Origin of the sequence: Escherichia sp. MR (assembly GCF_005280595.1) — a bacterium.
In the GTDB taxonomy this organism is placed as follows: Bacteria; Pseudomonadota; Gammaproteobacteria; order Enterobacterales; family Enterobacteriaceae; genus Escherichia; species Escherichia ruysiae.
In genome coordinates this window covers 21,394-33,801 of sequence record NZ_SZVK01000005.1, presented here as the reverse complement: position 1 = coordinate 33,801, position 12,408 = coordinate 21,394, and the positions used below count along the sequence as shown (strand labels likewise).

The 12,408-nt window shown below is 52.1% G+C and carries 9 protein-coding genes; 6 read left to right on the top strand and 3 right to left on the bottom strand.

Annotation, left to right across the window (positions count from 1 at the left end; all coding sequences use genetic code 11):
* Both ppdD and nadC read right to left on the bottom strand, forming a co-directional pair.
* On the bottom strand, nt 1–441 hold the full coding sequence (gene ppdD / locus FC814_RS03600; protein ID WP_000360904.1) for a prepilin peptidase-dependent pilin: 441 nt from the start codon (nt 439–441) through the stop codon (nt 1–3).
* Between the two features lie 203 nt (nt 442–644).
* The gene (nadC, locus tag FC814_RS03595) at nt 645–1,538 is read right to left on the bottom strand and encodes a carboxylating nicotinate-nucleotide diphosphorylase (protein ID WP_001135165.1); all 894 of its coding nucleotides are present in this window, start codon (nt 1,536–1,538) and stop codon (nt 645–647) included.
* Nucleotides 1,539–1,625: 87 nt separating this feature from the next.
* Here nadC and ampD point away from each other — a divergent pair, with 87 nt between their 5' ends.
* Together ampD and ampE are read left to right on the top strand one after the other, a co-directional pair.
* Nucleotides 1,626–2,177: a 1,6-anhydro-N-acetylmuramyl-L-alanine amidase AmpD gene (gene ampD / locus FC814_RS03590; RefSeq protein ID WP_000923724.1), complete on the top strand. Its 552-nt coding sequence runs from the start codon at nt 1,626–1,628 to the stop codon at nt 2,175–2,177.
* Nucleotides 2,174–3,028 (top strand): beta-lactamase regulator AmpE, encoded by an 855-nt coding sequence (gene ampE / locus FC814_RS03585; RefSeq protein WP_000171991.1) that lies wholly within the window; start codon nt 2,174–2,176, stop codon nt 3,026–3,028. The genes ampD and ampE overlap by 4 nt, the downstream gene beginning before the upstream one ends.
* Before the next feature lie 43 nt (nt 3,029–3,071).
* Here the strand turns inward: ampE and aroP are convergent, their stop codons facing one another.
* Nucleotides 3,072–4,445 (bottom strand): aromatic amino acid transporter AroP, encoded by a 1,374-nt coding sequence (gene aroP, locus FC814_RS03580; RefSeq protein WP_000969909.1) that lies wholly within the window; start codon nt 4,443–4,445, stop codon nt 3,072–3,074.
* 541 nt (nt 4,446–4,986) lie between these two features.
* Here aroP and pdhR point away from each other — a divergent pair.
* The 4 genes from pdhR (at nt 4,987) to lpdA (ending at nt 12,238) form a co-directional block, all read left to right on the top strand.
* Complete coding sequence (pdhR, locus tag FC814_RS03575; RefSeq protein ID WP_000331776.1) at nt 4,987–5,751, top strand: pyruvate dehydrogenase complex transcriptional repressor PdhR; 765 nt, start codon at nt 4,987–4,989, stop codon at nt 5,749–5,751.
* A gap of 160 nt (nt 5,752–5,911) precedes the next feature.
* Complete coding sequence (gene aceE, locus FC814_RS03570) at nt 5,912–8,575, top strand: pyruvate dehydrogenase (acetyl-transferring), homodimeric type (protein ID WP_000003834.1); 2,664 nt, start codon at nt 5,912–5,914, stop codon at nt 8,573–8,575.
* A 14-nt stretch (nt 8,576–8,589) separates the two neighbouring features.
* Nucleotides 8,590–10,488: a pyruvate dehydrogenase complex dihydrolipoyllysine-residue acetyltransferase gene (gene aceF / locus FC814_RS03565; protein ID WP_137325524.1), complete on the top strand. Its 1,899-nt coding sequence runs from the start codon at nt 8,590–8,592 to the stop codon at nt 10,486–10,488.
* Between the two features lie 325 nt (nt 10,489–10,813).
* A complete protein-coding gene (lpdA, locus tag FC814_RS03560; protein WP_000102484.1) occupies nt 10,814–12,238 on the top strand; it encodes a dihydrolipoyl dehydrogenase in 1,425 nt (474 codons plus the stop codon).
* Nucleotides 12,239–12,408: the final 170 nt, after the last annotated feature.

The window sequence follows — 12,408 nt, the reverse complement described above, 5'->3', positions numbered from 1 at the left end:
TTAGTTAGCGTCATCAAAGCGGAAGACATCTTCGCAGGCTTGCTGCAACGCGCTGTCACTTTGAATATTGCAGTTGCGCGTCCAGCCGGTGACGCCGTTTGCGTTATCCCAACCCGGCGTCATGACGACGCTTAGCCCATTGAGGCTCTCCTGCCCGGTCAGCGACACCACGCCCTTTGCCACACTCATGGCTGAAACATAGCGAGTGGTGGTGGGCGAGGGGATGCCATTGCTACCGCCGTCACAGGTATCTAATCCACCATGTTCCAGCGCGCACAACTCTACGGCAGTACGGTAAGGCACAAAGGTTTGTAGCATGTCGGTGAGTGCGGCTTTGCGCAGGTAGTTCTGATAAGCGGGAATGCCGATGGCGCTTAAAATGGCAATGATGCCAATAACCACCATCAGTTCGATAAGTGTAAAACCGCGTTGCTTGTCCATCTGTTTTGCTCCTTGATTTCGTTGGCGCTACTTTGGCAAACGCCATCGGCACAGGCGAGGGGCAAAAAACAAAACGGGAAAGCAGCTTCCGGGGTTTTTTATTACGTTGCAGTGAAAGACAAGAAATTTGCGAGGCGTTACGAAGAAAGATGGGGGAAGGGAAGATTATCCGCCCGCTACGGAGCGGATAAATCTGTCAGCAATTAGCGAAAACGCATTGAAAGGTCGAGTGCCTGTACGTGTTTAGTTAGCGCACCGACGGAGATAAAGTCCACGCCCGTTTCGGCAAATTCGCGCAGAGTTTTGTCGGTGACGTTGCCAGACACTTCCAGTAGCGCCTTGCCGTTGGTGCGTTTGACGGCTTCGCGCATCTGGTCTGTTTCGAAGTTATCCAGCATGATGATATCGGCACCTGCTTTCAGGGCTTCATCAAGTTCTTCCAGATTTTCTACTTCGACTTCTACTGGCGCATCCGGGTGCAACCAGGACGCTTTTTCGACCGCCTGACGCACTGAGCCGGAGGCAATAATATGGTTTTCTTTGATAAGGAAGGCATCAGAAAGCCCCAGACGGTGATTCGCTCCGCCGCCGCAAAGTACCGCGTATTTCAGAGCTGAACGCAGGCCGGGTAAGGTTTTGCGCGTATCCAACAACTGCGTGTTGGTGCCTTCCAGTAATTCGACATAGTGGCGTACCTTACTGGCAACCCCTGAAAGGGTTTGCACAAAATTGAGCGCAGTGCGTTCGCCCGTTAACAGCACGCGGGATGGGCCTTCAAGTTCGAACAAGGGTTGATTGGCGTTGATGACATCGCCGTCATCGACATGCCAGATGATGGTGACATCGTCGCCTGCCAGCTGAATAAACACCTCTTCAACCCAGCGTTTGCCGCAAAATACGCCATTCTCGCGGGTGATCACCGTGGCATGAGAGCGAGAATTTTCCGGTAAAAGTTTTGCCGTAATGTCATTGTTGGCATCGACTGTTCCGCCTAAATCTTCCCGCAGCGCCTGAGCCACCGCGCCGGGGATATCGAGATTAATGCGTTCCAGCAGCTCGTCACGTCGGGTGTCAGGGTTATAGCGGCGAGGCGGCATGTTAAAACTCCAGATAGCTAACGAATCATAAGGTAGAAACATGCTACTCTGAACCGGGTATTAGCACCACATATAAGGAGATCCTGCATGTTGTTAGAACAGGGGTGGCTGGTCGGCGCGCGCCGCGTTCCCTCACCACATTACGATTGTCGCCCGGATGACGAAACACCCACCCTGCTGGTGGTGCACAATATTAGCCTGCCGCCAGGCGAGTTTGGCGGTCCGTGGATCGACGCATTATTCACCGGAACTATTGATCCGCAGGCACATCCTTTCTTTGCTGAGATCGCCCATTTGCGCGTTTCCGCTCATTGTTTGATTCGCCGTGATGGTGAAATTGTCCAGTATGTTCCTTTCGATAAACGCGCCTGGCACGCGGGAGTCTCTCAGTATCAAGGTCGCGAACGCTGTAATGATTTTTCTATTGGGATTGAGCTGGAAGGTACTGACACGCTGGCGTACACCGATGCGCAGTATCAACAGCTTGCGGCGGTTACGCGGGCGCTGATTGATCGCTATCCAGATATCGCTAAAAACATGACGGGGCATTGCGATATTGCGCCGGAGCGGAAAACCGATCCCGGTCCTGCATTTGATTGGGCACGGTTTCGTGCGCTGGTTAGCAAGGAGACAACATGACGCTATTTACAACCTTACTGGTGCTAATTTTTGAGCGCCTGTTTAAGTTGGGCGAGCACTGGCAGCTTGATCACCGTCTTGAAGCGTTCTTTCGGCGGGTGAAACATTTTTCGCTGGGGCGCACGTTAGGTATGACCATTATTGCGATGGGGGTGACTTTTTTGCTGTTGCGCGCGTTGCATGGGTTATTGTTCAACGTCCCTACGCTGCTGGTATGGCTGTTGCTTGGTTTACTGTGTATTGGCGCGGGTAAAGTGCGTCTCCATTATCATGCATATCTGACAGCCGCTTCACGTAACGATAACCATGCCCGTTCCACGATGGCTGGCGAATTAACCATGATTCACGGTGTTCCTGCAGGTTGTGATGAACGTGAGTTCTTGCGTGAGCTGCAAAATGCATTGCTGTGGATCAATTTCCGTTTTTACCTGGCGCCGCTGTTCTGGTTGATTGTAGGGGGAACCTGGGGGCCAGTTACGCTGATGGGGTATGCGTTTTTGCGTGCATGGCAATACTGGCTGGCGCGTTACCAGACGCCGCATCATCGTTTACAGTCCGGCATTGATGCCGTGCTTCATGTGCTGGATTGGGTGCCGGTTCGTCTTGCGGGTGTGGTATATGCCTTGATCGGTCACGGTGAGAAAGCATTACCTGCCTGGTTCGCTTCGCTGGGTGATTTCCATACTTCGCAATATCAGGTGTTAACGCGTCTGGCGCAGTTCTCTCTGGCGCGTGAACCGCATGTTGATAAGGTGGAGACGCCGAAAGCAGCGGTTTCAATGGCGAAGAAAACTTCGTTCGTGGTTGTGGTGGTGATTGCGCTACTGACGATTTACGGAGCGTTGGTGTAAAAGATTGTAGCCCTCACCCTGCGCGGGTGAGGGCGTAGAGAAATTAATGCGCTTTTACGGCTTTTGCGGTTTTCTCTTTAAACAGATAGCCGATGCCTAACACGAGCAGCCATACCGGGATCAGGTAAACCGAAATCGCCATTCCCGGCGTCATCAGCATAATCACCAGTACCGCCGCCATAAATAGCAGGCAGATCCAGTTACCCAGTGGATAGAGCAGGGCAGGGAAACGAGTTATCACACCTTGTTCTTGCTTAGCGCGGCGGAACTTCATATGTGCCAGGCTAATCATCGCCCAGTTGATCACCAGAGCGGAAACCACCAGCGCCATTAACAGTCCGAATGCGGACTCTGGGGCAAGGTAGTTAATCAGTACGCACAATGCCGTAACCAACGCAGAGACCAGAATGGTGTTTACCGGTACGCCGCGTTTATCGACGGAAGCGAGCATTTTCGGTGCGTTTCCTTGTTGTGCCAGACCGAAAAGCATACGGCTGTTGCAGTAGACGCAACTGTTGTAAACCGAAAGCGCCGCCGTCAACACCACGATATTCAGGGCGTTAGCTACAAAAGTATCGCCCAACTCGTGGAAGATCAGCACAAACGGACTGGTATCGGCGGTAACGCGTGTCCACGGCATCAGGGAGAGCAGAACGGCTAACGAACCAATATAGAAAATCAGGATGCGGTAGATAACCTGGTTAGTCGCTTTGGGAATACTTTGCTCCGGGTTATCTGCTTCTGCTGCGGTGATGCCCACCAGTTCCAGACCGCCGAACGAGAACATGATAATCGCCATCATCATCACCAGCCCGGTGAAGCCGTGCGGCAGGAAGCCACCTTGATCCCACAGGTTGCTAACGCTCGCCTGCGGGCCGCCGTTGCCGCTAAACAGCAGCCAGCCACCGAAGATGATCATCGCCACCACCGCGATAACTTTGATAATGGCAAACCAGAACTCCATCTCGCCAAACACTTTAACGTTGGTCAGATTGATGGCGTTGATCACCACAAAGAATACGGCGGCCGAAGCCCAGGTGGGGATTTCCGGATACCAGAACTGAATGTATTTGCCGACGGCAGTAAGCTCTGCCATGGCAACTAAAACGTACAGTACCCAGTAGTTCCAGCCAGAGGCGAAACCAGCAAAGCTGCCCCAGTATTTATAAGCAAAGTGGCTGAAGGAGCCTGCTACCGGTTCTTCGACCACCATTTCACCTAACTGACGCATGATCAGAAAGGCGATAAAACCGGCAATAGCGTAACCCAGGATAATCCCTGGCCCTGCGGACTGTATTACGGAGGCGCTTCCCAGGAATAGCCCGGTTCCTATCGCGCCACCCAGCGCGATAAGCTGGATATGGCGGTTTTTAAGGCCGCGCTTTAGCTGCTCGCCGTGCTGTTGACCTTCCATCATGAAACCTCGTGCGGTGATTGTTTTTTTGATCTACGCAGTAATGCGTGTGTAAGTTTGCAATTCCGTTTGTTGTATTAATTTGTTTACATCAAAGGCGTTTGAATTGTTACAAAGGGACTTCCGTCAGATCAAGAATAATGGTATGTGGCAGCGAATGCACTCGCTTTATGCCAGGTTGAAGATGAGTTGCCTAAAAAGAAATCGTTTGTAAAGGGAAGCCCCGAAACACCCCCACCGCAATAAATGAATATAAATTCATTTTAATGGCATTAAAAATCGAAAAATTGGTAAGTGAATCGGTTCAATTCGGATTTTTATAGTTTAATAAACGTTAAAAAAACCATTGCTCACGTAAAGTCTACATTTGTGCATAGTTACAACTTTGAAACGTCATATGTGTCAAGTTGTTAAAATGTGCACAGTTTCATGATTTCAATCAAAACCTGTATGGACATGAGGTGAATACTTTGTTACTTTAGCGTCACAGACATGAAATTGGTAAGACCAATTGACTTCGGCAAGTGGCTTAAGACAGGAACTCATGGCCTACAGCAAAATCCGCCAACCAAAACTCTCCGATGTGATTGAGCAGCAACTGGAGTTTTTGATCCTCGAAGGCACACTTCGTCCGGGCGAAAAACTCCCACCGGAACGCGAACTGGCGAAACAGTTCGACGTCTCCCGTCCCTCCTTGCGTGAGGCGATTCAACGTCTCGAAGCGAAGGGCTTGTTGCTTCGTCGCCAGGGTGGCGGCACTTTTGTCCAGAGCAGCCTCTGGCAAAGTTTCAGCGATCCGCTGGTGGAGCTGCTCTCCGACCATCCTGAATCACAGTATGACTTGCTCGAAACACGACACGCCCTGGAAGGTATCGCCGCTTATTACGCCGCGCTGCGTAGTACCGATGAAGACAAGGAACGCATCCGTGAACTCCATCACGCCATAGAGCTGGCGCAGCAGTCTGGCGATCTGGACGCGGAATCAAACGCCGTACTCCAGTATCAGATTGCCGTCACCGAAGCGGCCCACAATGTGGTTTTGCTTCATCTGCTAAGGTGTATGGAGCCGATGTTGGCTCAGAATGTCCGTCAGAACTTCGAATTGCTCTATTCGCGTCGCGAGATGCTGCCGCTGGTGAGTAGTCACCGCACCCGCATATTCGAAGCGATTATGGCCGGTAAGCCGGAAGAAGCGCGCGAAGCATCACATCGCCATCTGGCCTTTATCGAAGAAATTTTGCTCGACAGAAGCCGTGAAGAGAGTCGCCGTGAGCGTTCTCTGCGCCGTCTGGAGCAACGAAAGAATTAGTGATTTTTCTGGTGAAAATTAGCCAGAAGATGTTGTAAATCAAGCGCATATAAAAGCGCGGCAACTAAACGTAGAACCTGTCTTATTGAGCTTTCCGGCGAGAGTTCAATGGGACAGGTTCCAGAAAACTCAACGTTATTAGATAGATAAGGAATAACCCATGTCAGAACGTTTCCCAAATGACGTGGATCCGATCGAAACTCGCGACTGGCTCCAGGCGATCGAATCGGTCATCCGTGAAGAAGGTGTTGAGCGTGCTCAGTATCTGATCGACCAACTGCTTGCTGAAGCCCGCAAAGGCGGAGTCAACGTAGCCGCAGGCACCGGCGTCAGCAACTACATCAACACCATCCCCGTTGAAGAACAACCGGAGTATCCGGGTAATCTGGAACTGGAACGCCGTATTCGTTCAGCTATCCGCTGGAACGCCATCATGACGGTTCTGCGTGCATCCAAAAAAGATCTGGAACTGGGCGGCCACATGGCATCCTTCCAGTCTTCCGCAACCATTTATGATGTGTGCTTTAACCACTTCTTCCGTGCACGCAACGAGCAGGATGGCGGCGACCTGGTTTACTTCCAGGGTCACATCTCCCCGGGCGTTTACGCTCGTGCTTTCCTGGAAGGTCGTCTGACTCAGGAGCAGCTCGATAACTTCCGTCAGGAAGTTCACGGCAATGGCCTATCTTCCTATCCGCACCCGAAATTGATGCCGGAATTCTGGCAGTTCCCGACCGTATCTATGGGTCTGGGTCCGATTGGTGCTATTTACCAGGCTAAATTCCTGAAATATCTGGAACACCGTGGCCTGAAAGATACCTCTAAACAGACCGTTTACGCGTTCCTCGGCGACGGTGAAATGGACGAACCGGAATCCAAAGGTGCGATTACCATCGCTACCCGTGAAAAACTGGATAACCTGGTCTTCGTTATCAACTGTAACCTGCAGCGTCTTGACGGCCCGGTAACTGGTAACGGCAAGATCATCAACGAACTGGAAGGCATCTTCGAAGGTGCTGGCTGGAACGTGATCAAAGTGATGTGGGGTAGCCGTTGGGATGAACTGCTGCGTAAAGATACCAGCGGTAAACTGATCCAGCTGATGAACGAAACCGTTGACGGCGACTACCAGACCTTCAAATCGAAAGATGGTGCGTATGTTCGTGAACACTTCTTCGGTAAATATCCGGAAACTGCAGCACTGGTTGCAGACTGGACTGACGAGCAGATCTGGGCTCTGAACCGTGGCGGTCACGATCCGAAGAAAATCTACGCCGCATTCAAGAAAGCGCAGGAAACCAAAGGCAAAGCGACTGTAATCCTTGCTCATACCATTAAAGGTTACGGCATGGGCGACGCGGCTGAAGGCAAAAACATCGCGCACCAGGTTAAGAAAATGAACATGGACGGCGTGCGGCACATCCGCGACCGTTTCAATGTGCCGGTGTCTGATGCAGATATCGAAAAACTGCCGTACATCACCTTCCCGGAAGGTTCTGAAGAGCATACCTATCTGCACGCTCAGCGTCAGAAGCTGCACGGTTATCTGCCAAGCCGCCAGCCGAACTTCACCGAGAAGCTGGAGCTGCCGAGCCTGCAAGACTTCGGCGCGCTGCTGGAAGAGCAGAGCAAAGAGATTTCTACCACTATCGCTTTCGTTCGTGCCCTGAACGTGATGCTGAAGAACAAGTCGATCAAAGATCGTCTGGTGCCGATCATCGCCGACGAAGCGCGTACTTTCGGTATGGAAGGTCTGTTCCGTCAGATTGGTATTTACAGCCCGAACGGTCAGCAGTACACCCCGCAGGACCGCGAGCAGGTTGCTTACTATAAAGAAGACGAGAAAGGCCAGATTCTGCAGGAAGGGATCAACGAGCTGGGCGCAGGTTGTTCCTGGCTGGCAGCGGCGACCTCTTACAGCACCAACAATCTGCCGATGATTCCGTTCTACATCTATTACTCGATGTTTGGCTTCCAGCGTATCGGCGATCTGTGCTGGGCGGCTGGCGACCAGCAAGCGCGTGGCTTCCTGATCGGCGGTACTTCCGGTCGTACCACCCTGAACGGTGAAGGTCTGCAGCACGAAGATGGTCACAGCCATATTCAGTCGCTGACTATCCCGAACTGTATCTCTTACGACCCGGCTTACGCTTACGAAGTTGCTGTCATCATGCATGACGGTCTGGAGCGTATGTACGGTGAAAAACAAGAGAACGTTTACTACTACATCACTACGCTGAACGAAAACTACCACATGCCGGCAATGCCGGAAGGTGCTGAGGAAGGTATCCGTAAAGGTATCTACAAACTCGAAACCATTGAAGGTAGCAAAGGTAAAGTTCAGCTGCTGGGCTCCGGTTCTATCCTGCGTCACGTCCGTGAAGCGGCAGAGATCCTGGCGAAAGATTACGGCGTAGGTTCTGACGTTTATAGCGTGACCTCCTTCACCGAACTGGCGCGTGATGGTCAGGATTGTGAACGCTGGAACATGCTGCACCCGCTGGAAACTCCGCGCGTTCCGTACATTGCTCAGGTGATGAATGACGCTCCGGCAGTGGCATCTACCGACTATATGAAACTGTTCGCTGAGCAGGTCCGTACTTACGTACCGGCTGACGACTACCGCGTCCTGGGTACTGATGGCTTCGGTCGTTCCGACAGCCGTGAGAACCTGCGTCACCACTTCGAAGTTGATGCTTCCTACGTAGTGGTTGCGGCGCTGGGCGAACTGGCTAAACGTGGCGAAATCGATAAGAAAGTGGTTGCTGACGCAATCGCCAAATTCAACATCGATGCAGAAAAAGTTAACCCGCGTCTGGCGTAAGAGGTAAAAGAATAATGGCTATCGAAATCAAAGTACCGGACATCGGGGCTGATGAAGTTGAAATCACCGAGATCCTGGTCAAAGTGGGCGACAAAGTTGAAGCCGAACAGTCGCTGATCACCGTAGAAGGCGACAAAGCCTCTATGGAAGTACCGTCTCCGCAGGCGGGTATCGTTAAAGAGATCAAAGTCTCTGTTGGCGACAAAACCCAGACCGGCGCACTGATTATGATTTTCGATTCCGCCGACGGTGCAGCTGACGCTGCACCTGCTCAGGCAGAAGAGAAGAAAGAAGCCGCTCCGGCAGCAGCACCAGCGGCAGCGGCGGCAAAAGATGTTAACGTTCAGGATATCGGCAGCGACGAAGTCGAAGTGACCGAAATCCTGGTGAAAGTGGGCGATAAAGTTGAAGCTGAACAGTCGCTGATCACCGTTGAAGGCGACAAGGCTTCTATGGAAGTTCCGGCGCCGTTTGCAGGCACCGTGAAAGAGATCAAAGTGAACGTTGGCGACAAAGTGTCTACCGGCTCGCTGATTATGATCTTCGAAGTTGCGGGTGAAGCAGGTGCGGCAGCTCCGGCTCCGGCGGCTAAACAGGAAGTAGCTCCGGCAGCAGCACCTGCGCCAGCGGCTGGCGTGAAAGAAGTTAACGTTCCGGATATCGGCGGTGACGAAGTTGAAGTGACCGAAGTGATGGTGAAAGTGGGCGACAAAGTTGCCGCTGAACAGTCACTGATCACCGTAGAAGGCGACAAAGCCTCTATGGAAGTTCCGGCTCCGTTCGCGGGCGTCGTGAAGGAACTGAAAGTCAACGTTGGCGATAAAGTGAAAACTGGCTCGCTGATTATGATCTTCGAAGTTGAAGGCGCAGCGCCTGCGGCGGCTCCGGCGAAACAGGAAGCGGCAGCGCCGGCTCCGGCAGCAAAAGCTGAAGCACCGGCAGCAGCACCGGCTGCGAAAGCGGAAGGTAAATCTGAATTTGCTGAAAACGACGCTTACGTTCACGCGACTCCGCTGATCCGCCGTCTGGCACGCGAGTTTGGCGTTAACCTGGCGAAAGTGAAGGGCACTGGCCGTAAAGGTCGTATCCTGCGCGAAGACGTTCAGGCTTACGTGAAAGAAGCTATCAAACGTGCAGAAGCAGCTCCGGCGGCGATTGGCGGCGGTATCCCTGGCATGTTGCCGTGGCCGAAGGTGGACTTCAGCAAGTTTGGTGAAATCGAAGAAGTGGAACTGGGCCGCATTCAGAAAATCTCTGGTGCTAACCTGAGCCGTAACTGGGTGATGATCCCGCATGTTACTCACTTCGACAAAACCGATATCACCGAGCTGGAAGCGTTCCGTAAACAGCAGAACGAAGAAGCAGCGAAACGTAAGCTGGATGTGAAGATAACCCCAGTTGTCTTCATCATGAAAGCCGTTGCTGCAGCTCTTGAGCAGATGCCTCGCTTCAACAGTTCGCTGTCGGAAGACGGTCAGCGTCTGACCCTGAAGAAATACATCAACATCGGTGTGGCGGTGGATACCCCGAACGGTCTGGTTGTTCCGGTATTCAAAGACGTCAACAAGAAAGGCATCATCGAGCTGTCTCGCGAGCTGATGACTATTTCTAAGAAAGCGCGTGACGGTAAGCTGACTGCGGGCGAAATGCAGGGCGGTTGCTTTACCATCTCCAGCATCGGCGGCTTGGGTACTACCCACTTCGCGCCGATTGTGAACGCGCCGGAAGTGGCTATCCTCGGCGTTTCTAAGTCCGCGATGGAACCTGTGTGGAATGGTAAAGAGTTCGTGCCGCGTCTGATGCTGCCGATCTCTCTCTCCTTCGACCACCGCGTGATCGACGGTGCTGATGGTGCCCGTTTCATTACCATCATTAACAACACGCTGTCTGACATTCGCCGTCTGGTGATGTAAATAAAAGAGCCGGCCCATCGGTCGGCTTTTTTTCTGGTAATCTCATGAATGTATTGAGATTATTAGCGAATAGACAAATCGGTTGCCGTTTGTTGTTTAAAAATTGTTAACAATTTTGTAAAATACCGACGGATAGAACGACCCGGTGGTGGTTAGGGTATTACTTCACATACCCTATGGATTTCTGGGTGCAGCAAGGTAGCAAGCGCCAGAATCCCCTGGAGCTTACATAAGTAAGTGACTGGGGTGAGGGCGTGAAGCTAACGCCGCTGCGGCCTGAAAGACGACGGGTATGACCGCCGGAGATAAATAAATAGAGGTCATGATGAGTACTGAAATCAAAACTCAGGTCGTGGTACTTGGGGCAGGCCCCGCAGGTTATTCTGCTGCCTTCCGTTGCGCTGATTTAGGTCTGGAAACCGTAATCGTAGAACGCTACAACACCCTCGGCGGTGTTTGCCTGAACGTCGGCTGTATCCCTTCTAAAGCACTGCTGCACGTAGCGAAAGTTATCGAAGAAGCCAAAGCTCTGGCTGAACACGGTATCGTCTTCGGTGAACCGAAAACCGATATCGACAAGATTCGTACCTGGAAAGAGAAAGTGATCAATCAGCTGACCGGTGGTCTGGCTGGTATGGCGAAAGGCCGCAAAGTCAAAGTGGTCAACGGTCTGGGTAAATTCACCGGGGCGAACACCCTGGAAGTTGAAGGTGAGAACGGTAAAACCGTGATCAACTTCGATAACGCGATCATCGCAGCGGGTTCTCGCCCGATCCAACTGCCGTTTATTCCGCATGAAGATCCGCGTATCTGGGACTCCACTGACGCGCTGGAACTGAAAGAAGTACCAGAACGCCTGCTGGTTATGGGTGGTGGTATCATCGGTCTGGAAATGGGAACCGTATACCACGCGCTGGGTTCACAGATTGACGTGGTTGAAATGTTCGACCAGGTTATCCCTGCGGCTGACAAAGACATCGTTAAAGTCTTCACCAAGCGTATCAGCAAGAAATTCAACCTGATGCTGGAAACCAAAGTTACTGCCGTTGAAGCGAAAGAAGACGGTATTTATGTGACGATGGAAGGCAAAAAAGCACCGGCTGAACCGCAGCGTTACGATGCCGTGCTGGTAGCGATTGGTCGTGTGCCGAACGGTAAAAACCTCGACGCAGGTAAAGCAGGCGTGGAAGTGGACGACCGTGGCTTCATCCGCGTTGATAAACAACTGCGTACCAACGTACCGCACATCTTTGCTATCGGCGATATCGTCGGTCAGCCGATGCTGGCACACAAAGGTGTTCACGAAGGTCACGTTGCTGCTGAAGTTATCGCAGGTAAGAAACACTACTTCGATCCGAAAGTTATCCCGTCTATCGCTTATACCGAACCAGAAGTTGCATGGGTAGGTCTGACTGAGAAAGAAGCGAAAGAGAAAGGCATCAGCTACGAAACCGCCACTTTCCCGTGGGCTGCTTCTGGTCGTGCTATCGCTTCCGACTGCGCAGACGGTATGACCAAACTGATTTTCGACAAAGAATCTCACCGTGTGATCGGTGGTGCAATTGTCGGTACTAACGGCGGTGAGCTGTTGGGTGAAATCGGTCTGGCAATCGAAATGGGTTGTGACGCGGAAGACATCGCGCTGACCATCCACGCGCACCCGACTCTGCATGAGTCTGTGGGTCTGGCGGCAGAAATATTCGAAGGTAGCATCACTGACCTGCCGAACCCGAAAGCGAAGAAGAAGTAATTCTTCGTGTGCCGGAACATCCGGCAAATTAAGAAGCGGCTATTCTGGCCGCTTCAGATTGTTGACAAAGTGCTCGTTGTTGATGCCGGATGCGGCGTAAACGCCTTATCCGGCCTACAAAATCATGCAAATTCAATATATTGCAGGTGCCGTGTAGGCCCGATAAACTT

Excerpts from the sequence above, each read along its gene's own strand:
- aroP (WP_000969909.1), bottom strand. The coding sequence starts at position 4,445 with ATGATGGAAGGTCAACAGCACGGCGAGCAGCTAAAGCGCGGCCTTAAA.
- ampE (WP_000171991.1), top strand. The coding sequence starts at position 2,174 with ATGACGCTATTTACAACCTTACTGGTGCTAATTTTTGAGCGCCTGTTT.
- aceE (WP_000003834.1), top strand. The coding sequence starts at position 5,912 with ATGTCAGAACGTTTCCCAAATGACGTGGATCCGATCGAAACTCGCGAC.
- nadC (WP_001135165.1), bottom strand. The coding sequence starts at position 1,538 with ATGCCGCCTCGCCGCTATAACCCTGACACCCGACGTGACGAGCTGCTG.
- lpdA (WP_000102484.1), top strand. The coding sequence starts at position 10,814 with ATGAGTACTGAAATCAAAACTCAGGTCGTGGTACTTGGGGCAGGCCCC.
- pdhR (WP_000331776.1), top strand. The coding sequence starts at position 4,987 with ATGGCCTACAGCAAAATCCGCCAACCAAAACTCTCCGATGTGATTGAG.
- aceF (WP_137325524.1), top strand. The coding sequence starts at position 8,590 with ATGGCTATCGAAATCAAAGTACCGGACATCGGGGCTGATGAAGTTGAA.
- ppdD (WP_000360904.1), bottom strand. The coding sequence starts at position 441 with ATGGACAAGCAACGCGGTTTTACACTTATCGAACTGATGGTGGTTATT.
- ampD (WP_000923724.1), top strand. The coding sequence starts at position 1,626 with ATGTTGTTAGAACAGGGGTGGCTGGTCGGCGCGCGCCGCGTTCCCTCA.